Consider the following 21,356-nt stretch of genomic DNA (forward strand, 5'->3'; position numbering starts at 1 on the left):
TCCCGCACAGACACCTATCTCCAGGCAGCGGGACACTCGTTGATCTCCAGAGTCCCCAGCCATGCCCCTGCTCGATAGCCCCTTCGCTCAACTCGACCTGATCCGCCAACCCGAACAGCAGAACGAACCGCTGCAAGCCTTCGATGCGGCCGACGAATACCTGCTCGCGCACCTGGCCGAACAACAGCCGAGCGCGCAGACTCGGGTCCTGGTGCTCAATGACGGCTTCGGCGCCCTGGCGGCCAGCCTGGCGGGCAACGTCCTGGTGACCAGCAGCGGTGACTCCTTCCTTGCTTTGCAGGCGCTGGAGAAAAACCTGGTGCGCAACGGCCGCCCCTTCGATGCGGTGCCAACGCTACCTGCCAGCGAGTCACTGACCGGCCCGTTCGATCGCGTCCTGATCAAAGTACCGAAAACCCTGGCCTTGCTGGAGGAACAGCTGATTCGCCTGCAAGGCCAACTCGCGCCAGGCGCCCAAGTGATTGCCGGGGCCATGATCAAGCACCTGCCCCGGGCCGCTGGCGATTTGCTGGAGCGGTATATCGGCCCGGTGCAGGCCTCCCTGGCGGTGAAAAAAGCACGGCTGTTGATCGCTACGCCACAACCCGGCTCTTCACAAGGCAGTGCGCCGATCATATCGCCCTACCCCACGCGTTACTGGCTGGACGAGCCGAAGATCGAGCTGCTCAACCACGCCAATGTGTTCTGCCGCGAAGGCCTGGACATCGGCACCCGCGCGTTCCTGCCACATCTGCCGAAAAACCTCGGGACGGCCCGGGTCGCGGACCTGGGGTGCGGCAACGGCGTGCTGGCCATCGCCAGCGCCCTGCAAAACCCCGAGGCCCACTACACCCTGGTGGACGAGTCGTATATGGCCGTGCAATCGGCCGCCGATAATTGGCGTGCAGCCCTGGGCGAACGCGAAGTGACCCTGCGGGCCGATGATGGCCTGGCCGGACAAGAGGCACAGTCACTGGACGTGGTGCTGTGCAATCCGCCCTTCCACCAGCAGCAAGTGGTGGGCGATTTCCTCGCCTGGCGGATGTTCCAGCAGGCTCGCGAAGCGCTGGTGGTGGGCGGCGCGCTGTACATCGTCGGCAACCGGCACCTGGGGTACCACAGCAAACTGGCGCGGTTGTTCCGCGGTGTCGAGCAAGTGGCCGCCACGCCGAAATTCGTGATCCTCAAAGCCCGCAAATAAATCGTCTGTGGGAGCAAAGCTGGCTCGCGATGCAAGCACCTCGGCTCCTGCGAGCCTGCATTGTCCTCATCGCGAGCAAGCTCGCTCCCACAGGGCGATCAGTGAGTCGTCAGCCCCGCGGCATTCATGAACATCCGCATCAGGCTGGCGACGATGAACAGCGCCAGCACACTACCGGTCCAGATCGTCACCAGCCAGCCGAGTCGCAGCCAGAGCGGCTTGCGTTCGGCGGCCTCGATGTCTTTCAAGTCAGGTTTGCCCATGCTCGACGCCCTCAATGGTAGCCGTCGTCGTGGGTCACCTTGCCGCGGAACACGTAGTAGCTCCAGAAGGTGTACACCAGGATCAACGGAATGATGAACAGCGTGCCTACCAGCATGAAACCCTGGCTCTGGGGCGGTGACGAGGCGTCCCAGATCGAGATGGACGGCGGCACAATGTTCGGCCACAGGCTGATGCCCAAGCCGCTGTAGCCGAGGAAGATCAGCACCAGGGTCAGGATGAAGGGCGTGTAATTGGCGTTGCGCGCCACGGCGCGGAACAATCCGTACATGGTCACCAGCACCAGGATCGGCACCGGCAGGAACCAGAACAGGTTCGGCAAGGTGAACCAGCGGGCCGCGATGTCCGCATGGGCCAGCGGGGTCCAGATGCTGACGATGCCGATCACCGCCAGCACCACGAACGCCAGCGGGCGGGCCAGGTCATGCATCTGCTCTTGCAACTTGCCCTCGGTCTTCATGATCAGCCAGGTGCAGCCGAGCAGCGCGTAGGCGGCGATCAACGCCAGGCCACAGAACATCGTGAATGGCGTGAACCAGTCCAGGGAGCCGCCGGCGAACTGGCGATTGACCACCTCGAAGCCGTCGATGAACGCCCCTAGCGCCACACCCTGGAAGAAGGTGGCCGTCAGCGAGCCACCGATGAATGCCTTGTCCCAGAGGTGACGCTTCTCAGCCTTGGCCTTGAAGCGGAATTCGAAGGCCACGCCGCGGAAGATCAGGCCGATGAGCATCAGGATCAACGGCAGGTACAGCGCCGAGAGCACCACCGAATAAGCCAGTGGAAACGCTCCGAACAGCCCGGCACCGCCCAGCACCAGCCAGGTTTCGTTACCGTCCCAGACCGGTGCCACGGTGTTCATCATCACGTCGCGGTCGCGCTCGCCCTTGACGAAGGGGAAGAGAATGCCGATCCCCAGGTCGAAGCCGTCCATGATCACGTACATCATGATGCCGAAGATGATGACCACGGCCCAGATCAGCGGAAGATCAATACCCATGACTCAATTCCCCTTGTTCGAGCGGTCGTTGTGGTCCACATCGTCGCCGTCATCGGCGGCCGACAATGGCCGCGCCGGCGTACGTTTCTGGCCCGGGCCACCGTCGCTCGGCTCGGTTTCGTGGGCCTCCGGCCCCTTGCGCACCAGGCGCATCATGTAGCTCAGGCCCGCACCGAACAGCGCGAAATACACCACGACGAACAGCACCAGGGTGATGCTCATCTGAGCGAAGCTGTGGCCGGACGAGGCATCGGCCGTGCGCATCAAGCCATAGACCACCCACGGCTGGCGGCCGATCTCCGTGGTAAACCAGCCGGCCAGGATCGCGACCAGTCCGGACGGCCCCATCCACAGCACCATGTAGAGGAACGGCCGGGATTGATAGATCCGATCGTTGCGGCGCAGCCACAGGCTGCAAAGCCCTGTGAAAATCATCAGCAAGCCGAGGCCGACCATGACCCGGAACGACCAGAACACGATGGTCGAGTTCGGTCGGTCCTCAGGCGGGAACTCCTTGAGGGCCGGCACCTGCTTGTCCAGGCTGTGGGTCAGGATCAGGCTGCCCAGGTAAGGAATTTCCACGGCGTATCTGGTCTTCTCTGCCTTCATGTCTGGCAGACCGAACAGGATCAGCGGGGTCGGTTCATTGCCGACATTTTCCCAGTGGCCTTCGATGGCGGCGATTTTCGCCGGTTGATGCTTGAGGGTGTTCAGGCCATGGAAGTCGCCGATGACCGCCTGTATCGGCGCCACCAGCAAGGCCATCCACATCGCCATCGACAGCATCCGGCGGATGGCCGGGTTATCGCGACCGCGCAGTAAATGCCAGGCCGCCGACGAGCCGACGAAGAACGCCGTGGCGACGAACGCAGCGGTGGACATGTGCAGCAATCGATAAGGGAACGAGGGGTTGAACACCACCGCCAGCCAGTCCACCGGGATCACCCGGCCGTCGATGATTTCGTAACCCTGGGGGGTTTGCATCCAGCTGTTGGAGGACAGGATCCAGAAGGTCGAGATCAGGGTGCCGATCGCCACCATGACCGTGGAAAAGAAATGCAGCCCGCGGCCGACGCGATTCCAGCCGAACAACATCACGCCCAGGAAACCCGCCTCGAGGAAAAACGCCGTGAGCACCTCGTAGGTCAGCAACGGCCCGGTCACCGCACCGGCGAAGTCCGAGAAACGACTCCAGTTGGTCCCGAACTGATAGGCCATGACCAACCCGGACACCACCCCCATGCCGAAGTTGACGGCAAAGATCTTCGACCAGAAGTGGTACAGGTCGCGGTAGGTGTCATCGCGAGTCTTGAGCCACAAGCCTTCGAGTACCGCCAGGTAACTCGCCAGGCCAATGGTGATGGCCGGGAACAGGATGTGGAACGAGATGGTGAACGCGAACTGGATTCGGGCGAGATCGAGCGCCTCCAAACCGAACATAAGTCTTCCTCTGTCAGGTAAAACCGGCTGCGGGCGGGGCCTGCATCACTATCCCCAGGGATATGGAGTGCGATGCTTTTCAAATCGTTCTTTTTTAAAACCGTCACAACGCAGGACTCTGGCCGGGTGGCCGCCAGCCCAACGCCCTGGAAGGTGTTGATCTGGATCAAGCAATGATCAAAGAGTAGCCGCATTCTCGTCGATGAACGGCGTGGTCGTTTGTCGCGTGACAGGTTGTCTCAGTGTCGCAATAGCGCTCTAAATGCACGCAATCCCCTGTGGCGAGGGAGCTTGCTCCCGCTGGGCTGCGCAGCGGCCCCCAAGATTTTGCGGTCGCTGCGCAACCGAGCGGGAGCAAGCTCCCTCGCCACAAAAGCCCGCGTCAGCTTGAAATCGATGTCTGGCTAACTATTTTTCCAGCCATCGCAACTTCCGGTTACAGCTCGGTGATAATCTCGAAGCCTTCATCACCGGACCCGTCATAGATGCCCAGCCAAGCGCCGCTGCTGCTCCGTCACCATCGTCCCTTCATCGCCTTCTGGCTGGCCCGGATATTCACCGCCAGCGGCTTCCAGATGCTCACCGTGGCCATCGGCTGGAACCTCTATCAACTGACCGGCAACGTCCTGGACCTTGGCCTGGTGGGGTTGGTGGAATTTGCCCCGCGCGTGCTGTTCATGCTCCACACCGGGCATGTGGCCGACCGCTATGACCGGCGCAAGGTGGCGGCCATCTGCCAGTCATTGCAGGCGATGATTGCCCTGGCACTGGTGATCGGCAGCGCCACTGACAACGTCACGCGGGAGATGATCTTCATCCTCGCTTTCCTGCTGGGCGCCGCCCGCTCCTTCGAAATGCCGACCACCCAGGCGCTGCTGCCGAGCATCGTGCCGGCTGCGCTGTTTCCCCGTGCCGTGGCCGCCGCGCAATCGGCCCAGCAGTCGGCCACCATCGTCGCCCCGGCGCTCGGCGGCTTGCTCTACGCCTTCGGCAGTGTCTGGGTCTACGGGCCGACGGTGCTGCTTTACCTCATCGCCTGCGGCCTGATGCTCAACCTGCCCGCCCGGCAGACGCCGCTGAACAAAGGCAAGGCGACGCTGGATTCGTTGCTGGCCGGGATTCGTTTCATCCGCAGTCGCCCGGACATTCTCGGGGCGATCTCCCTGGACCTGTTCGCGGTGTTGCTCGGCGGCGCGACGGCGTTGCTGCCGGTGTTTGCCAAGGACATCCTGCTCACCGGCCCCTGGGGCCTGGGCCTGTTGCGCTCGGCACCGGCGGTCGGGGCCTTGCTGATGTCGCTGTGGCTGGCGCGGTTTGCCGTGGAGCGCAAGGTCGGCCGGGTGATGTTCACGGCGGTGGGCGTGTTTGGCGTCGCCACCATTGCATTCGGCCTCTCCACCTCGTTCTGGTTTTCCCTGGCGGTGCTGGTGGTGCTGGGCGCGGCGGACATGATCAGCATGGTGATCCGCGCCTCCTTCGTACAGCTGGAAACACCGGATGAAATGCGCGGTCGGGTCAGCGCGGTGAACGGGCTGTTCATCGGCGCCTCGAACCAGTTGGGCGAGTTCGAGTCCGGCCTCACCGCCCACTGGTTCGGCACCGTGCCGGCGGTGGTCATGGGCGGCGTCGGCACGCTGCTGGTCACCGGAACCTGGATCAAACTGTTCCCGACCCTGGCCAACCGTGACCGGATGCACGAACCGGTGGATGAAGCAAAAGCCTAGAGCAGCTTGTCGAGGGTGATGGGAAAGTCCCGCACCCGCTTGCCGGTGGCATGGTAAATCGCATTGGCCACCGCCGCAGCCACTCCGACGATGCCAATTTCACCCACGCCCTTGGACCCGAGCGCATTGACGATCTCGTCATGTTCCTCGACGAAAATCACCTCAATGTCGCCAATGTCGGCGTTAACCGGCAGGTGATACTCGGCCAGGTTGTGATTCATGTGGCGACCCAGGGCGTGGTCCGTCAGGGTTTCTTCGTGCAAGGCCATGCCGACGCCCCACACCACGCCACCGAGAATCTGGCTGCGGGCGGTTTTCGGGTTGACGACCCGGCCGGCGGCGATGGCGCTGACCACTCGGTTGACCTTCACCGTCCCCAGGTCTTCATCCACTCGCACTTCGACGAACACCGCCGAGTGAGTGGCCGTGGCGTAGGCCTGGCGTTTTGCATCCGGCTCGGCAGTGACCTGGGCTTGCAACGGCGTCTCGCCGCTTTTGTGCGCCAGCTCCGCTAATGCAACACTCGCTTCGCCCAGCCGTAACTGCCCCTCCATGAACGTCACTTGCTCAAGGGTCGCGCCACTGAAGGCAGGACACGCCTGGCGAGCCACGGCCAGGAGTTTTTCCTTCAGCGCTTCACAGGCCTGCTGCACAGCGGTGCCCACCGACGATACGGTGAACGAGCCGCCCTGCAGCGGCGCGGTGGGCAACGACGAATCCCCCAGGACAAACGTGACGTCCTCAAGGGAAACGCCTGACGCCTCGGCGGCGATCTGGGTCATGACCGTGTAGGTCCCGGTGCCGATGTCAGTGGTGGCGCTGCTGACGGTCAGCTTGCCATTGGTATCCAATGACGCCTGGGCGCTGGCCTTCTGCTGCATGGCCTCCCACACACCACCGGCCATGCCCCAACCCACCAGTTGCCGGCCTTCACGCATGCTGCGCGGTTCCGGGTTGCGCTTGTCCCAGCCGAAACGACGGGCACCTTGGGCATAACACTCACGCAGTTCCTTGCTGGAATACGGCTTGCCTTCGTTCTCGTTGCGTTCGGCGTAGTTGATCAACCGCAATTGGACCGGATCGATCGCCAGGGCACAGGCCAGTTCATCCATGGCGCACTCCAGGCCGATCAAGCCGAGGGCGGCACCGGGTGCGCGCATGTCCAAAGGCGTGTAGACGTCCAGTGGTACCAGTTTGTAAGTCAACTCGACGTTGTCGCAGTGATAGAGCATGCCGCTCCACTCCACCACATGCTCGGTGAAATCCTCGAAGCGCGAGGTCTGGCCGACGGCGCTGTGCGCCACGGCCAGCAAGCGACCGTTGGCCGCCGCCCCCAGTTGCACGCGCTGGAGGGTTCGCGGCCGATAGCCAAAGGTAAACATCTGCTGGCGCGTCAGGCTGACCCGCACGGAACGCTTGAGGGCCAGTGCCGCCATCACGGCCAACGGCAATTGATATTGCGGGCGCAACCCGGAACCGAAGGCGCCGCCGACAAACGCGGCAAACACTCGCACTTGCTCTTTCTCGAGCCCGAAGACTTTTTGCACATAGGCCTGACCGTTTTGCGTACCTTGGGTCTTGTCGTGGATGTGCAGGCTGCCGTCAGGCTGATACAGCACGGTGGAGGCATGTGGCTCCATGGGGTTGTGGTGTTCAATCGGCGTGCTGTAGGACACATCCACACTGAGCGCGGAGCTGGCGTACTCGCCCTGAAAATTCCCACGGGGCTTGGGTAATTCAGCCGGTGCTGGGTGGGCGTCGTTTTGCAGGGTTATCAGATCGGTCTGATGCTCCTCGGCCGCGTATTCGATGTCTATCAGCGAACCGGCATACCGGGCCAACTCAAGATTTTCCGCCACCACCAGGGCCAGGGGCTGGCCGCTGTAGAGCACCTGGTCGTTGTACAGCGGCCGGAACGGCGAGCCGTCCGCCGCATCGGCATCCTGGTAGGGTTCGTCGTAGCTGGCGATCCTCGGCCGGTTGGTGTGGTCGATGACCGCGACCACGCCAGGCAGCGCCAGGGCGCGGGAAGCATCGATGCGCAGCACGCGACCACGGGCGACCGTACCGGACACGACGCTGCCGTGCAGCAAGCCGTCCTCGGGGTATTCGCCGGCATAACGGGCCTGGCCCGTCACCTTGAGCAGGCCATCGACCCTATCGAGTGGTTGCCCTACGGATTTGCTCGGAGCGTTCATCAGGCTTGTCCTCCCTGCGGTGCGCAACCCAACGCGGCATCGCTCAAGGCGCGGATAATTGCCCGGCGCGCCAATCGGATCTTGAAGCCGTTGTGCGCCAACGGCTCGGCGTCTTGCAGCAGTGAATCGGCGGCGACGGCGAAGGCTTCGCGACTGACGGTCTGTCCGACCAGCCAGCTCTCCACGGCCCGGTCGCGCCACGGTTTGTGCGCCACGCCACCGAGGGCCAGGCGCGCCTGGCGAATCACCGACCCATCCAGTTCCAGCGCCGCCGCCACCGAGACCAGCGCAAACGCGTAGGAGGCGCGGTCCCGGACCTTCAGGTAGTGGCTATGCTCGGCAAAACCGGCGGCAGGCAACTCGATGGCGGTGATCAGCTCATCGTCGGCCAGTTGGTTATCGCGCTCCGGGGCGTCGCCGGGCAGGCGGTGGAAGTCGGCGAACTCGATGGTCCGCGCCCCGCCCCGCCCCAGGACATGGACCACCGCCTCCAGAGCGGCCAAGGCCACGCACATATCGGAGGGATGGGTGGCGACACATTGATCGCTGGCACCGAAAATCGCGTGGATCCGGTTCAAACCGTTCCGGGCCGGGCAACCGCTGCCGGGCCGGCGTTTGTTGCACGGTACGCTCGCGTCATAGAAGTAATAGCAGCGGGTGCGTTGCAGCAGGTTGCCGCCGGTGCTGGCCATGTTGCGCAGTTGCGGCGAGGCGCCCGCCAGGATGGCCTGGGCCAGCAGCGGATAGCGGCGCTCGATCCACGGGTGCCAGGCCAGGTCGGCATTGCTCACCAAGGCCCCGATCATCACTCCGCCAGACGGCGTTTCACTGAGGTCCGCCAGGGGCAACCCGGTAATGTCGATCAGGTGCTCGGGGCGGGTCAGGTTCTCTTTCATCAGGTCCAGCAGGTTGGTGCCACCGGCGATGAAGCGGGAAACCGGGCTCGACAAATCGACGGCCGCCTGCACGGTGTCGGGCTTGCTGTACTGGAAGGGATTCATTGATCACCTCCCGGTTGCCGGCAAAGCGGCAATGCCTCTTCGATGGCATCACAAATGTGGGTGTAGGCCCCGCAGCGGCACAGGTTGCCACTCATCAGTTCACTGATTTGCGCGCGGGTCTGCGCCCTGCCCTCATTGGCCAGCCCCACCGCCGAACAAATCTGCCCCGGCGTGCAGTAACCGCACTGGAACGCGTCATGGGTGATGAAAGCCTGCTGCATGGGATGCAATGCGTCATCACCGGCCAGGCCTTCGATGGTGGTCAATTCGGCACCGTCGCACATCACCGCCAGGGTCAGGCAGGCATTGATCCGCTTGCCATCGCGCAGCACCGTACAGGCGCCGCATTGGCCGTGGTCGCAGCCTTTCTTGCTGCCCACCAGGTCCAGTTGCTCACGCAGCAGGTCCAGCAACGTGGTCCAGGCCAGCACTTGCAACTCACGCACCTGGCCATTGAGTGTCAGGCGGATCGGATGACGGACGAAGGACGCCGGCGTCGCTTCGGACAGGGTCGCGCTCATGGAACACCTCACGGTTGGTCATACTCGCGGCGTTTTGGGAAACCGCCGTCATAAGGGGTACGACTTCAGGGTGAGGCGAAGCGTTCAAGGCAAATGATTGACGTTGGAAGCCAGCGCCTTCAGTGGGTTCGCTCGCATTGAAGTTGAATGCGCTGACGCCATCGCGAGCAGGCTCGCTCCCACATTGGTTCTCGGGTGCTCATAAGTCCTGCATCCACCATAAATCCCTGTGGGAGCGAGCCTGCTCGCGATAGCGGTAGGTCAGATTGCATTGAAGTTAACGGGAACAAGCTCCCTCGCCACAGGCCGGTGCCCGCTGAAGAGTGTCAGGCCAGCAACTCCGCCGCCACCACGCTCCTCACACCCTTGCCGCTGAGTTGTTCCACCAGCGTCAAGGCAAACGCCAGGGCGGCGGCCGAGCCTTGGGCGGTGATGCAGTTGCCGTCTACTACCACGGGTTGATCGACGAAGCTGCAACCGGACAGTTGCTGGCTCACCGCTGGCAGGCAGGTCATGCGTCGCTGGCGCAGGACGCCAAAGGCCTGTAGCGCCAGGGCAGGGGCTTCGGCGATGGCGGCGAAGAAACGTCCGGTGGCGGCCTGGCCCTTGATCAGTTGTTGCAGCGGCTGATGGGCCGCCAGGTGTTGGGCGCCGATGATGCCGCCCGGCAGGACGATCAGGTCGAAATCCTGCACGAGTACGTCCACCAGCATGCCGTCGGCCGTCAGGCGCGTGCCGCGGGCGCAGGTGAGCATCCGTCGCCCTTCGATGCTCGCCACCACGGTTTCGATCTGCGCTCGACGCAGCACATCGATCAGGGTGACCGTCTGCAAGTCGTCGACACCCTCGGCGACAGCTATCAGGGCTCGGGGGATCTTGGTTCCAGGAATCATGGGCGCTCTCTCCACTGGGTGATGCCTGTAGTGTAGGAGCTGCCGAAGGCAGCGATCTTTTGATAGGCGCTTGAGATTCAAGCGTCAGGGGAAAGATCGCAGCCTCGCTGCGCTCGACAGCGCCTACACAGCGTTTATGCAATTCCCACGCAGGAGGCGAGCTACTTGATGTACAGCTGGGTCGACATCCGGTTGCCCGGTGCGTTGATCGAGATGTTGCTGAAGCTGAAGGTGCCCTCTTGCTTGCCCTTCAGGTCGAAGATGTACACATAGCCGACGACTTTGGTCCGCACGGAGCAGTCGTTAAGGTTGCCGTTACTGTACGCACACACGGGCGAGCGGGTGCCGTCGACTTCAAAGCCGTCCAGGGTGACATTGGGCTGGCGGCCATAACCGACCTCCAGCACGTAGACCTTGATATTCGGGCCGCTGTGATCGCAGCGCGTCTGTGCCTGCCCCGGGACGATGTCCTCGAAGCCACAGGCCGGCGACTCGACCTTGAGCACCTTGACCTCGCTCAAGGGCGGTGCCGACGCGGCATTGGCGGCCTGGCCGGACAACCACCAGCCCAGCATGCAACCCACCGCCGCCAGCAGCTTTTTATTCATGCAATACATAGAGATCTCCCGGAACCGCGCGCAGTATGGCCCACTTGGCGCGTTGGCAAAACATCGACGACGATCGCAGCCACAACGCTACGCTGCTGGTATGATGCGCGGCTTTTTCCGACCCATAGAAAATTCCCGGGCGCCGCTGGCGACCTGTGCTTTGCTGTTGAGGTCGATACATTCACGGCGCCGGGCGCGCCACGGGGAGCAGACATGCTGGAAAGGCTGTTTCAACTCAAGGCACATAACACCAACGTGCGGACCGAGATCCTGGCGGGCGTCACGACCTTCCTGGCCATGGCCTACATTCTGTTCGTCAACCCGAGCATCCTCGGCGAAACCGGCATGGACAAGGGCGCGGTGTTCGTCGCCACCTGCCTGGCAGCGGCCATTGGCTCCACGGTCATGGGCCTGATCGCCAACTACCCGATCGCCCTCGCACCGGGCATGGGCCTGAATGCCTTCTTTACCTACACCGTGGTCCTGCACATGGGCCACACCTGGCAAGTGGCGCTGGGCGCAGTGTTCATCTCCGCCGTGCTGTTCTTCATGTTGTCGATCTTTCGCATCCGCGAATGGATCATCAACAGCATCCCGCTGCCGCTGCGCTCGGCCATTGCCGCCGGCATCGGCCTGTTCCTGGCGCTGATCGCCCTGAACAACGCCGGCATCGTGGTGAAAAACCCGGCGACCATGGTCGGCCTCGGCGACTTGAAACAACCGGCGCCGATCCTCGCCACGCTGGGCTTTGTCCTGATCGTCGCCCTCGAAGCCTTGAAAGTACGCGGCGCGGTGCTGATCGGCATCCTGGCGGTCACCATCGTTTCGATCCTGATGGGCTTCACCCCGTTCAACGGCGTTATCTCCGCGCCGCCATCCCTGGCCCCGACCTTCCTGCAACTGGACATCAAGGGCGCCCTGGACATCGGCCTGGTGAGCGTGATCTTCGCCTTCCTGTTCGTCGACCTGTTCGACAACTCCGGCACCCTGATCGGCGTCGCCAAGCGCGCCGGGCTGATGGGCAAGGACGGCCACATGCCGAAGATGGGCCGTGCGCTGATCGCCGACAGCACCGCCGCCATGGCCGGTTCGCTGCTGGGCACCTCCACCACCACCAGCTACATCGAATCGGCGGCGGGCGTCAGTGCCGGCGGCCGCACCGGCCTGACCGCCGTCGTCGTGGCGATCCTGTTCCTGCTGGCGCTGTTCTTCTCGCCACTGGCCGCCAGCGTCCCGCCCTTCGCCACCGCTCCAGCCCTGTTGTTCGTCGCCGTACTGATGACCTCGGGCCTGGCGGAAATCGACTGGGACGACATCACCGTCGCCGCGCCAGTGGTGGTGACCGCCCTGGCAATGCCGTTCACCTATTCCATTGCCAACGGCATCGCTTTCGGTTTCATCGCCTGGACCGCCATCAAACTGGCGTCTGGCCGTGGTCGTGAGCTGAACCCGGCGCTGGTCATTCTGTCGATCCTGTTCGTGATCAAGTTGGGTTGGTACAACGCATGACTTTTGATTCCCAGGCCTACGCCGCTCAGCTCCAGGACAAAGTCACCCGCTTGCGTGACCTGTTGGCGCCGTTCGATGCACCAGAACCTGCGGTGTTCGATTCGCCCCTGAAGCACTTCCGCCTGCGCGCCGAATTCCGTCTCTGGCGCGAGGCCGGCGAACGGCATTACGCAATGTTCTCCCAGGACGACAAGCGCACACCGATCCTCATTGAAGAGTTTCCCATCGCCAGCCTGCGCATCAACCAGTTGATGCCGCAACTCAAGGCCGCCTGGCAAGCCAGCGCGCCCCTGAGCCACAAGCTGTTCCAGGTGGAGTTCCTGACCACCCTGGCGGGCGATGCGATGATCACCCTGTGTTATCACCGCCCGCTGGACGAGCACTGGCACGCTGCGGCCTCGAAGCTGGCGGCAGACCTGGGCGTGAGCATCATTGGCCGCTCCAAGGGCAAACGCGAAGTGATCGGCCATGACTACGTGGTGGAGAAGCTCGAAGTGGGCGCTCGCACCTTCAGCTATCGCCAACCCGAAGGCGCCTTCACCCAGCCCAACGGCACGGTGAACCAGAAGATGCTCAACTGGGCCTATGACGCGCTGGGCGATCGTAGCGACGATCTGCTGGAGTTGTACTGCGGCAACGGCAACTTCACCCTGCCCCTGGCCACCCGCGTGCGCAAAGTGCTGGCCACCGAAATCAGCAAGACCTCGGTGAACGCCGCGCTGAGCAACCTCAGCGAAAACGCGGTGGATAACGTCACGCTGGTGCGCCTGTCCGCTGAAGAGCTGACCGAAGCCCTGAACGAAGTCCGGCCGTTCCGTCGCTTGCATGGTATTGACCTGAAAAGCTACGAGTTCGGCAGCGTCTTCGTCGACCCGCCTCGCGCCGGCATGGACCCGGATACCTGCGAGCTGACCCGGCGCTTCGACAATATCCTGTACATCTCCTGCAACCCGGACACCCTCGCCGCGAATATCGCGCAACTGAACGACACCCACCGCATCACGCGCTGCGCGTTGTTCGATCAATTTCCCTGGACCCATCACATGGAGTCCGGGGTGTTGTTGACTCGGCGGTAGGAGCTGACGAGTGCAACGAGGCTGCGATCTTTCTCCAGACACTTGAGTCTCCAAAAGATCGCAGCCTTCGGCAGCTCCTACATGGGGATAATCCCCTCCCTCCTCTCTTGGCAAAGGTCATGTTCGATCATCGAACACTTATTGGCCGACGTCGGCTGCTTTATTTGACCAAATTAACCATCTAGTACAATTTATCTCCAGCGGCTGAAATCCCGCCGACACCAACAATAAAAATGTGGAGAAATTGCGATGCCTCCGATCGTTCTGGTGCTCAACGGCCCGAACCTGAACCTGCTCGGCACCCGCGAGCCGGCAACCTACGGCCATGAAACCCTGGCTGACATCTCCGCACTGTGCGGCCGCGCCGCTGAAGAGTTCGGCCTGGCGGTGGAGTTTCGCCAGACCAACCAGGAAGGCGAGCTGCTGGACTGGATTCACGGCGCCCGCGGCCGGTGTGCCGGTATCGTCATCAACCCGGCGGCCTGGACCCACACTTCCGTGGCGATCCGCGACGCCCTGGTCGCGAGCGAAGTGCCGGTGATCGAAGTCCACCTGTCCAACGTCCACGCCCGTGAAACCTTCCGTCATCACTCCTTCGTCTCATCCGTCGCCATTGGCGTGATGTGCGGGTTTGGCAGCCATGGTTATCGCCTGGCCCTTGAACATTTCAGTCAGCGGTTGAAGGGTTGATGAGCATGTCGAATATCACTGTGCTGGCCGGCCTCATCGGCGCGGGCATCCAGGCCTCTCGCACGCCAGCGCTGCATGAGCATGAGGGCGATGCCCAAGGCATGCGTTACCTCTATCGGCTGATCGACCTCGATGCGCTGAAACTCGACAGCGGCGCCCTGGCCGATCTACTGGCGGCCGCCGAACGCATGGACTTCACCGGCCTGAACATCACTTTCCCCTGCAAGCAGGCGATCATCCCGCTGCTCGATGAGTTGTCATCCGAGGCCCGTGGTATCGGCGCGGTCAATACCGTGGTGCTCAAGGACGGCAAGCGCATCGGCCACAACACCGACTGCCTGGGGTTCGCCGAAGGTTTTCGTCGCGGCCTGGGGGATGTGGCGCGCAAGCGTGTGGTCCAGATGGGCGCCGGTGGCGCCGGCGCGGCGGTAGCCCACGCGCTGTTGATGGAAGGCGTAGAAACCCTGAGCATTTTTGACGTCGAGGTCAGCCGTGCCGAGGCGCTGGCCAACAACTTGAATCAACACTTCGGCGCTGGCCGCGCCCGCGCCGGGCATGACCTGCCCACCGCCATGGCCGAGGCCGATGGCCTGGTGAACACCACGCCCATGGGCATGGCAAAACTACCGGGCATGCCGGTGCCGGTCGAGCTGTTGCGCGGCACTTTGTGGGTCGCGGAAATCGTCTACTTCCCACTGGAAACCGAACTGCTGCGCAACGCCCGCGCGGTCGGCTGCCGCACACTGGATGGCGGCAACATGGCCGTGTTCCAGGCGGTGAAGGCGTTCGAATTGTTCAGCGGCGTGGCACCCGATGCGCAGCGGATGCTGGCGCATTTCCAAAGTATGAACCACTAAAGCCGGTGATAAATCCCTTGTGGGGAATTACTTGTGGGAGCGAGCTTGCTCGCGATGGCGGTGTGTCAGTCGCAATCGATGTTGGCTGATCGACCGCTATCGCGAGCAAGCTCGCTCCCACAAGGTTTCAGGCTTGCAGATAGCGCAACACCGACTCGCAGACCATCTGCCGATGCCGCTGCTTGACCGCTTCATCCGACAGGTCGATCTGAAAGATCTCACCGAACGTCTGGCGATTGGATACGCGGTAAAAACAGAACGAACTGATCAGCAGATGCACATCCAGCGGCTCGAGGCCGGCACGGAACACACCCTCTTCAGCGCCGCGCCGCAGGATCACGCCCAGGGAATCGAGGATGGTATTGGTCATCGCCTTGATCGCGCCTGACTGCTTCACGTACTCGGCGTTGTGGATGTTCTCGATGCAGACGATGCGCACGAAATCCACATTGCGATCGTGGTGGTCGAAGGTGAACTCCACCAGGCGCCGGATCGCGTCGACCGGGGCCAGTTCCGCCAGGTGCAGGCGGCTCTCGGTGGTGCGGATATCGCCGTAGAGTTTTTCCAGCACCTCGACGTACAACTGCTCCTTGCTGCCGAAGTAGTAGTAGATCATGCGCTTGGAGGTGTGGATGCGCTCGGCGATGGCATCGACCCGGGCACCGGCCAGGCCTTGCTGGACGAACTCGACGATGGCTTCCTGAAGAATGTTTTCCCGGGTCTTCTCCGGGTTGTTCTTGCGACTCTTGCGCGGCGCGACGACGGGTTCGTCGAGCGCTGCGGAAAGCTCTGGATTCATAGTCATTGCGGGGCTCACGGCCATCACTGCACAGGCTGGCGATTATGGGCCGCACCGTGCACTGAAGGAAGTCACGACACGGCCCATTACCGCCACGTTTACGATTTCCCTACAACTTGGCGTGTCGCAAACCACCGCTGCGGGACTTGGCCATGGCCGCCAGGCGCACCGCGACATTGGCGGCGCCATAACCGACGTAACCGTTCTTGCGCTGGATGATCTCGAAGAAAAACCGCCCTTCGAACGGCTCGGTGTAGACATGGAACAGCTCGCCACCCTGGGCATCACGGTCGTACAGCACGTTGAAATACGCCAGCTCGCTGAGAAATTCATCGTCGAAATCGAAACGCGCCGCCAGGTCGTCGTAGTAATTGAGCGGGATGTCCAGCAACGGTACGCCCGCCTCTTTGGCACGACTGACCTGGGCGAAGATGTCGTCGCAGTCGAAGGCGATGTGATGCACGCCGGAGCCGCGATAACTCGACAGCGCGTGTGAGATCGCGGTGTTGCGGTTCTCGGAAATGTTCAGCGGCAAGCGGATCGAACTGCAACGGCTGCGCAGCGCACGGCTTTTTACCAGGCCATACGGGTCGGGCAGGACCACTTCGTCATCGGCCTCGAAATCCAGCAGGCTCTTGTAGAACAGCACCCAACTGTCGAGGCTGTCGGCCGGCAGCGCCATCGCCATGTGGTCGATGCGCTTGAGCCCGGCCCCAATGACCGCACCCGGCTGCAGGTTGAAATCGGTGCCATAGACGTCGGCCTGCTGGTCCACCAGGTAAATCAAGCTACCGTCCGGTGCGCGCACCGCCGCCAGCTCCAGTTCATTGGGGCCCACCAACCCCCGATAAGGCTGGCCTTTGTAGGCAACGGCCCGCTCCAGGGCGCTGGCACTGTTTTTCACGCGCACGGCGGTGGCGCACAACGAAGGTCCGTGGGCTTCGAAAAAACTGTGGGCGAACGAGTACGGTTCGCTGTTGAGGATCAAGTTGATATCGCCCTGGCGCAGCAGGCTGACATTCTTGGAACGATGCTGGCCGGCCTTGACGAACCCCAGCCGTTCCAGCCAATGGGAGAGCTTGGCGCCGAGGTTATCGTCCACGGCGAACTCGAGGAATTCGATGCCGTCGTATTCGCTGGCCGGCGGCGTGGCGAACAGGATGTCGGCATTGCCCATGGAGGGCGCTTCTTCAGCCAGGCGCTGACGGGTTTTTTCTTCCAGGTACAGCAGCGAGCGCAGCCCGTCGGCGGCATTGGCCCGTGGCGGTGCGGCGCGGAAACCGTCGTTGAAGATTTCCAGCGACAGCGGTCCGGTGTAGCCACTCTTGATGATCGGCGCCAGGAAACCCGGCAAGTCGAACTCGCCCTGCCCCGGGAAACAACGGAAATGCCGGCTCCATTCCAGGACATCCATGGCCAGGATCGGCGCGTCGGCCATTTGCACGAAGAAGATCTTGTCGCCGGGAATCTCGGCGATCGCGCTCGGATCGCCCTTGAGGGACAAGGTATGGAAGCTGTCGAGCAACACGCCGAGGCTGGGGTGATCGGCCTGGCGCACGATGTTCCAGACCTGTTGATAAGTATTCACGTGCCGGCCCCAGGCCAGCGCTTCGTAACCGATCCGCAAGCCCCGCGCACCGGCGCATTCGGCCAGCAGGCGCAGGTCATCGATGAGAATCTGTTCGTCGCCGACGCTGTCGGCCGAGGCGTTGCTGCACACCAGCACCAGGTCAGTGCCCAGTTCCTGCATCAGGTCGAACTTGCGCTCGGCCCGCTCCAGGTTGCGCGACAGGCGATCGCGGCGGCAGCCTTCAAAGTCACGAAACGGTTGGAATAAGGTGATGGCAATGCCCAGGTCGGCGCACATCTGCCTGATTTCCCGAGGGCTGCCATCGTAGTAGAGAAGGTCGTTCTCGAAGATTTCCACCCCATCAAAACCGGCGGCGGCAATGGCTTCGAGTTTTTCCGGCAAGGTACCGCTCAAGGACACGGTGGCAATGGAACGCTGCATGACTTCGGCTCCCGGGACAGGCATCGGCTACAGAAGCTGCGCCGCTTTTGAAAATGCTTTTAAAAGAGTGAGCCGATTATTGAGCTGCCGGTTTCTTTCAGCAATTTAATATGTACCATCCGGTTAGTTTTTTGGGCGATTATCGAACAAAATGGCCATTGCCGAATTGACGATTTTTTGCTCACTGCGCACCATCGTTCCCACATTGACGCCGGCCCGACCGACCTCGATGGACAGACCCAGACCAACCATAAGAATTTCAAAAACGGGTACACGCTATGATCCCTTCCCAAAGTTCCCGCCTGGCCCCCGGCCTGGGTGTCTCCTCCAGCGGCATCGGCGACAAGATCCGCGGCGCCATGGCCGTGGGCAAGACCCGTTGGGGCATGCTCGCCCTGGTGTTTTTTGCCACGACCCTGAACTACATCGACCGCGCCGCCCTGGGCGTGATGCAGCCGATCCTGGCCAAGGAAATGAGCTGGACGGCGATGGACTACGCCAACATCAACTTCTGGTTCCAGGTCGGTTACGCCGTCGGCTTCGTGTTGCAAGGACGGCTGATCGATCGGATCGGCGTCAAGCGCGTGTTCTTCTGCGCCGTGCTGCTCTGGAGCCTGGCGACCGGCGCCCACGGCCTGGCCACCTCGGCGGTGGGCTTCATGGTCTGCCGCTTTATCCTGGGCCTGACCGAAGCTGCCAACTACCCGGCCTGCGTGAAGACTACGCGGCTGTGGTTCCCGGCCGGTGAACGGGCCGTGGCGACTGGCATTTTCAACGCCGGGACCAACGTCGGCGCGATGTTCACCCCGATGCTGCTGCCACTGATCCTGCACGTGTGGGGCTGGCAGGCGGCGTTCCTGTGCATGTCGGCATTGGGCGGGATCTGGCTGCTGTTCTGGGGCCTGAAATACTTCAACCCCGAAGACCATCCCAGCGTCAAACAGTCGGAACTGGACTACATCCAGGCCCAGGACGAACCGGACCAGGTCCGCGTGCCGTTCTCACGCATCCTGCGCATGCGCGGCACCTGGGCGTTCGCCCTGGCCTACTCGATCACCGCCCCAGTGTTCTGGTTCTACCTCTATTGGCTGCCGCCGTTCCTGAACCAGCAGTACAACCTGGGCATCAACGTGACCCAGATGGGCATCCCGCTGATCATCATCTACCTCACCGCCGACTTCGGCAGCGTGGGCGGCGGCATCCTGTCTTCGTTCCTGATCGGCCGTGGTCTCAATCCGATCAAGGCGCGACTGGTGTCCATGCTGCTGTTCGCCTGCTGCATCATCGGCGTGATTATGGCCGCCGGCGCAAGCAACCTGTGGATGGCGGTGTTCGCCATTTCCCTGGCCATCGGCGCGCACCAGGCCTGGACCGCCAACATCTGGAGCCTGGTCATGGACTACACGCCCAAGCACATGATGAGTACGGTGTTTGGCTTCGGCGGCATGTGCGCGGCCATCGGCGGGATGTTCATGACTCAACTGGTGGGCCACATCCTCACGATCACCAACAACAACTACACAGTGCTGTTCACCCTGATCCCGGCGATGTACTTCATTGCCCTGACCTGGCTGTACTTCATGGCACCGCGCAAGGTGCCTACGCTGGAAAACTGACTGTCCACAAGCTGACGGACAGCGGCTCACCTGTGGCGAGGGAGCTTGCTCCCGCTCGATTGCGCAGCAATCGCTAAAGGGCGAGGGCTGCTTCGCAACCCAGCGGGAGCAAGCTCCCTCGCCACAAGCGTCCGCGTATAGCCAGTGATTACGCCCGCCGCTGTTGCCACGCCGCCGCCAACCCACTCAAGCAGATCAAGGTGATGCCCACCACGGTGGTCAGCGTCGGCGTGTGGTTGAACAACAACCAGCCCAGCAGCCCGGCAAACACGATCTGGCAATACCCGAACGGCGCGAGCAGCGCCGGGGCGGCAAAGCGGAAGGCCTGGGTCAGCATCAGGTGCGCCGTCATCCCGCAGGCGCCCAGCGCCAGCATCATCGCACCGTGCAACAGGCTCGGCACTTGCCAGAAGAACGGCACCAGCGCGCTCATCACCAAGGTGTTGCACAGGCCGGCGAAGAAGTTGCTGGTGGTCGGGCTGTCGATCTCGCTGAGCTTGCGCGTGAGCAGTTGGTAGAAACAGAAGAACAGTGCCGAACAGAACGGCAATATCACCGCTGGGGTGAACAGATCCCCGCCCGGATGGACGATGATCAACACTCCGATAAAGCCGAAGATCACCGCGATCCATTGCCCGCGCGTCACGTGTTCGCCCAGCAATGGCACCGACAACGCGGTGACCAGCACGGGCGCGAGAAAGTTGACCGCCGTCGCCTCGGCCAGCGGGATATACAACAGCGCCGTGGTGAAGAACAGGCTGGTGCCCAGCAGGCACAGCGCCCGGGCCAGTTGCCACAAAGGACGCTTGGTCCGCAGGACCCGCAGCCCCGAGCGCGGCAGGAAAATACCCGCCATCAACAACGTGTGCACCACGTAACGTGCCCAGACCACCATGATGATCGGGTAGAAACCCGAGAGGTATTTCGACAAGGCGTCATGACTGGAGAACAGAAACGTCGCCACCAGAATAAGCAGGATGCCCTTGAAAGCCTGATTGACGCCGGAAAGCGGAGTGCTGACGGTCATGTAGGAATCCTGCGTTGCGTGATGTAGGGAGCAAGGCTTGCCTGTGGCGGATGAGACCGCATTCAGCTGAACAACTCCGAGGCCTGACTGGCTTGCGATAACTCCTCGACAAACGCCAGCAAGGTCGGTGCCAGCTCATGCAACCGCGCCCGCGTCATCCGTGCGCTGGGGCCGGCAACACTCAACACGCCGATGACCCGGCCGTCCAATGGATGACGGACCACAGCGGCAATGGCCGACGTGCCGATCGCCGAGCTTTCCTCGACACAGGCATAGCCGTGTTCGCGGGCCTGGTGCAGGTACTGGAGCAGTTCAGCCGGGCCGCGTGGAGCGTTTGGTCCGGCGTCCGCCGGCACTTGCACGGCCTGGCGCGCCACCAGCGCCAACGCCTCGGCGTCACTCATGCAAGCCAGCCAGGCATGGCCCGACGCGGTATAGGACAACGGCGTTTCACGTCCCATGTCCGGGTCGTAGCGCAAGCCGGAACGGGCCCCCTGAGATTTGGCGATCCAGGTCTGGCACTCCCCTTCGATGACACCCAGGCGCACCAGTTCACCCGTTTCCTGCGCCAGGCGATCGAGCACTGGCTGGACGATGTCGGCACCGCTTCGCGACAGATAACGAAAGCCCATGGCGACCAGGCGGGTCGACAAGTGATAACGCAGGTTCTCGGGATTCTGGCGCACATAGCCCAGGCGCATCAGTTCGGCGAGCAAACGGTGGGTAGCACTCTTGGGAATCTGCAACTGTTCGGCCAAGCCTAGCAGCGGCCAGCCGCGAGGGTCGCTGGCGAGGCTTTCCAGCACATTGAAAACCCGTTCGATTTGACTGCCGGCCATGAGCGATCCAAAGGTAAGTTCGTCGATTCTAGAATATGCAAAGTGTAATGCAAATTCTGGAACT

General features: G+C 62.5%; 19 protein-coding genes. 7 read left to right on the forward strand and 12 right to left on the reverse strand.

The features are described from left to right. Positions 1-61: 61 nt before the first annotated feature. The gene (locus LOY50_RS24760) at positions 62-1,201 is read left to right on the forward strand and encodes a methyltransferase (RefSeq protein WP_258689428.1); all 1,140 of its coding nucleotides are present in this window, start codon (positions 62-64) and stop codon (positions 1,199-1,201) included. Between the two features lie 98 nt (positions 1,202-1,299). Here LOY50_RS24760 and LOY50_RS24765 read toward each other — a convergent pair whose 3' ends face one another. The 3 genes from LOY50_RS24765 to LOY50_RS24775 are packed head-to-tail and all read right to left on the reverse strand — an operon-like array spanning position 1,300 to position 3,923. Continuing rightward, positions 1,300-1,464 carry a DUF2474 domain-containing protein gene (locus LOY50_RS24765; protein WP_258689430.1) on the reverse strand — a complete coding sequence of 55 codons (165 nt, stop codon included), beginning with the start codon at positions 1,462-1,464 and terminating at the stop codon, positions 1,300-1,302. A gap of 11 nt (positions 1,465-1,475) precedes the next feature. Further along, the gene (gene cydB, locus LOY50_RS24770; RefSeq protein ID WP_018606753.1) at positions 1,476-2,483 is read right to left on the reverse strand and encodes a cytochrome d ubiquinol oxidase subunit II; all 1,008 of its coding nucleotides are present in this window, start codon (positions 2,481-2,483) and stop codon (positions 1,476-1,478) included. Between the two features lie 3 nt (positions 2,484-2,486). After that, positions 2,487-3,923: a cytochrome ubiquinol oxidase subunit I gene (locus tag LOY50_RS24775; protein WP_214512872.1), complete on the reverse strand. Its 1,437-nt coding sequence runs from the start codon at positions 3,921-3,923 to the stop codon at positions 2,487-2,489. Positions 3,924-4,408: 485 nt separating this feature from the next. On the opposite strand from LOY50_RS24775, the gene LOY50_RS24780 reads away from it, so the two are divergent. Continuing rightward, positions 4,409-5,647, forward strand: a complete 1,239-nt coding sequence (locus LOY50_RS24780; RefSeq protein ID WP_014340310.1) for an MFS transporter — start codon at positions 4,409-4,411, stop codon at positions 5,645-5,647. On the opposite strand, the gene LOY50_RS24785 is transcribed toward LOY50_RS24780, so the two are convergent. The 5 genes from LOY50_RS24785 to LOY50_RS24805 form a co-directional block, all read right to left on the reverse strand. After that, positions 5,644-7,845 carry a xanthine dehydrogenase family protein molybdopterin-binding subunit gene (locus LOY50_RS24785; protein WP_258689432.1) on the reverse strand — a complete coding sequence of 734 codons (2,202 nt, stop codon included), beginning with the start codon at positions 7,843-7,845 and terminating at the stop codon, positions 5,644-5,646. The two genes, LOY50_RS24780 and LOY50_RS24785, sit on opposite strands and share 4 nt — an antisense overlap. Then, a complete protein-coding gene (locus LOY50_RS24790; RefSeq protein WP_258689433.1) occupies positions 7,845-8,846 on the reverse strand; it encodes a xanthine dehydrogenase family protein subunit M in 1,002 nt (333 codons plus the stop codon). The genes LOY50_RS24785 and LOY50_RS24790 overlap by 1 nt, the downstream gene beginning before the upstream one ends. Further along, positions 8,843-9,367, reverse strand: coding sequence for a (2Fe-2S)-binding protein (locus LOY50_RS24795; protein ID WP_057451874.1), 525 nt, complete (start codon positions 9,365-9,367; stop codon positions 8,843-8,845). Before LOY50_RS24795 ends, LOY50_RS24790 begins: the two co-directional genes overlap by 4 nt. 326 nt (positions 9,368-9,693) lie before the next feature. Beyond that, on the reverse strand, positions 9,694-10,260 hold the full coding sequence (locus LOY50_RS24800; protein WP_003205801.1) for a DJ-1 family glyoxalase III: 567 nt from the start codon (positions 10,258-10,260) through the stop codon (positions 9,694-9,696). Positions 10,261-10,421: 161 nt separating this feature from the next. Further along, positions 10,422-10,877 carry a YolA family protein gene (locus LOY50_RS24805; protein WP_258689434.1) on the reverse strand — a complete coding sequence of 152 codons (456 nt, stop codon included), beginning with the start codon at positions 10,875-10,877 and terminating at the stop codon, positions 10,422-10,424. A 204-nt stretch (positions 10,878-11,081) separates the two neighbouring features. On the opposite strand from LOY50_RS24805, the gene LOY50_RS24810 reads away from it, so the two are divergent. The 4 genes from LOY50_RS24810 to LOY50_RS24825 all read left to right on the forward strand — a co-directional run bounded on the left by LOY50_RS24810 (position 11,082) and on the right by LOY50_RS24825 (position 15,000). Beyond that, complete coding sequence (locus LOY50_RS24810; RefSeq protein ID WP_214512876.1) at positions 11,082-12,377, forward strand: NCS2 family permease; 1,296 nt, start codon at positions 11,082-11,084, stop codon at positions 12,375-12,377. Then, a complete protein-coding gene (trmA, locus tag LOY50_RS24815) occupies positions 12,374-13,453 on the forward strand; it encodes a tRNA (uridine(54)-C5)-methyltransferase TrmA (protein ID WP_014340319.1) in 1,080 nt (359 codons plus the stop codon). Before LOY50_RS24810 ends, trmA begins: the two co-directional genes overlap by 4 nt. 249 nt (positions 13,454-13,702) lie before the next feature. After that, positions 13,703-14,143 (forward strand): type II 3-dehydroquinate dehydratase, encoded by a 441-nt coding sequence (gene aroQ / locus LOY50_RS24820; protein WP_003205806.1) that lies wholly within the window; start codon positions 13,703-13,705, stop codon positions 14,141-14,143. Positions 14,144-14,148: 5 nt separating this feature from the next. Next, on the forward strand, positions 14,149-15,000 hold the full coding sequence (locus LOY50_RS24825) for a shikimate dehydrogenase (protein WP_408980822.1): 852 nt from the start codon (positions 14,149-14,151) through the stop codon (positions 14,998-15,000). A gap of 127 nt (positions 15,001-15,127) precedes the next feature. Here LOY50_RS24825 and LOY50_RS24830 read toward each other — a convergent pair whose 3' ends face one another. Together LOY50_RS24830 and quiC are read right to left on the reverse strand one after the other, a co-directional pair. Beyond that, positions 15,128-15,805, reverse strand: coding sequence for a TetR/AcrR family transcriptional regulator (locus LOY50_RS24830; protein WP_053189895.1), 678 nt, complete (start codon positions 15,803-15,805; stop codon positions 15,128-15,130). A gap of 103 nt (positions 15,806-15,908) precedes the next feature. Then, on the reverse strand, positions 15,909-17,810 hold the full coding sequence (gene quiC, locus LOY50_RS24835; RefSeq protein WP_258689438.1) for a 3-dehydroshikimate dehydratase QuiC: 1,902 nt from the start codon (positions 17,808-17,810) through the stop codon (positions 15,909-15,911). A 278-nt stretch (positions 17,811-18,088) separates the two neighbouring features. On the opposite strand from quiC, the gene LOY50_RS24840 reads away from it, so the two are divergent. Next, complete coding sequence (locus LOY50_RS24840) at positions 18,089-19,426, forward strand: MFS transporter (RefSeq protein ID WP_258689439.1); 1,338 nt, start codon at positions 18,089-18,091, stop codon at positions 19,424-19,426. Between the two features lie 148 nt (positions 19,427-19,574). Here LOY50_RS24840 and LOY50_RS24845 read toward each other — a convergent pair whose 3' ends face one another. Together LOY50_RS24845 and LOY50_RS24850 are read right to left on the reverse strand one after the other, a co-directional pair. Continuing rightward, a complete protein-coding gene (locus LOY50_RS24845; RefSeq protein ID WP_003205814.1) occupies positions 19,575-20,453 on the reverse strand; it encodes a DMT family transporter in 879 nt (292 codons plus the stop codon). 62 nt (positions 20,454-20,515) lie between these two features. Next, positions 20,516-21,292 carry an IclR family transcriptional regulator gene (locus LOY50_RS24850; RefSeq protein ID WP_253469580.1) on the reverse strand — a complete coding sequence of 259 codons (777 nt, stop codon included), beginning with the start codon at positions 21,290-21,292 and terminating at the stop codon, positions 20,516-20,518. Between the last annotated feature and the right edge of the window lie 64 nt (positions 21,293-21,356).

The sequence above is a fragment of the Pseudomonas sp. B21-010 genome (assembly GCF_024749325.1).
GTDB lineage: Bacteria > Pseudomonadota > Gammaproteobacteria > Pseudomonadales > Pseudomonadaceae > Aquipseudomonas > Aquipseudomonas kilonensis.

Bases quoted from the DNA above. Each gene is read 5' to 3' on its own strand.
- LOY50_RS24810 (WP_214512876.1), top strand. From the start codon at position 11,082: ATGCTGGAAAGGCTGTTTCAACTCAAGGCACATAACACCAACGTGCGG.
- LOY50_RS24850 (WP_253469580.1), bottom strand. From the start codon at position 21,292: ATGGCCGGCAGTCAAATCGAACGGGTTTTCAATGTGCTGGAAAGCCTC.
- trmA (WP_014340319.1), top strand. From the start codon at position 12,374: ATGACTTTTGATTCCCAGGCCTACGCCGCTCAGCTCCAGGACAAAGTC.
- LOY50_RS24845 (WP_003205814.1), bottom strand. From the start codon at position 20,453: ATGACCGTCAGCACTCCGCTTTCCGGCGTCAATCAGGCTTTCAAGGGC.
- LOY50_RS24775 (WP_214512872.1), bottom strand. From the start codon at position 3,923: ATGTTCGGTTTGGAGGCGCTCGATCTCGCCCGAATCCAGTTCGCGTTC.
- LOY50_RS24805 (WP_258689434.1), bottom strand. From the start codon at position 10,877: ATGTATTGCATGAATAAAAAGCTGCTGGCGGCGGTGGGTTGCATGCTG.
- LOY50_RS24790 (WP_258689433.1), bottom strand. From the start codon at position 8,846: ATGAATCCCTTCCAGTACAGCAAGCCCGACACCGTGCAGGCGGCCGTC.
- LOY50_RS24780 (WP_014340310.1), top strand. From the start codon at position 4,409: ATGCCCAGCCAAGCGCCGCTGCTGCTCCGTCACCATCGTCCCTTCATC.
- LOY50_RS24830 (WP_053189895.1), bottom strand. From the start codon at position 15,805: ATGACTATGAATCCAGAGCTTTCCGCAGCGCTCGACGAACCCGTCGTC.
- LOY50_RS24800 (WP_003205801.1), bottom strand. From the start codon at position 10,260: ATGATTCCTGGAACCAAGATCCCCCGAGCCCTGATAGCTGTCGCCGAG.
- cydB (WP_018606753.1), bottom strand. From the start codon at position 2,483: ATGGGTATTGATCTTCCGCTGATCTGGGCCGTGGTCATCATCTTCGGC.
- aroQ (WP_003205806.1), top strand. From the start codon at position 13,703: ATGCCTCCGATCGTTCTGGTGCTCAACGGCCCGAACCTGAACCTGCTC.
- LOY50_RS24795 (WP_057451874.1), bottom strand. From the start codon at position 9,367: ATGAGCGCGACCCTGTCCGAAGCGACGCCGGCGTCCTTCGTCCGTCAT.
- LOY50_RS24760 (WP_258689428.1), top strand. From the start codon at position 62: ATGCCCCTGCTCGATAGCCCCTTCGCTCAACTCGACCTGATCCGCCAA.
- LOY50_RS24825 (WP_408980822.1), top strand. From the start codon at position 14,149: ATGTCGAATATCACTGTGCTGGCCGGCCTCATCGGCGCGGGCATCCAG.
- quiC (WP_258689438.1), bottom strand. From the start codon at position 17,810: ATGCAGCGTTCCATTGCCACCGTGTCCTTGAGCGGTACCTTGCCGGAA.
- LOY50_RS24785 (WP_258689432.1), bottom strand. From the start codon at position 7,845: ATGAACGCTCCGAGCAAATCCGTAGGGCAACCACTCGATAGGGTCGAT.
- LOY50_RS24840 (WP_258689439.1), top strand. From the start codon at position 18,089: ATGATCCCTTCCCAAAGTTCCCGCCTGGCCCCCGGCCTGGGTGTCTCC.
- LOY50_RS24765 (WP_258689430.1), bottom strand. From the start codon at position 1,464: ATGGGCAAACCTGACTTGAAAGACATCGAGGCCGCCGAACGCAAGCCG.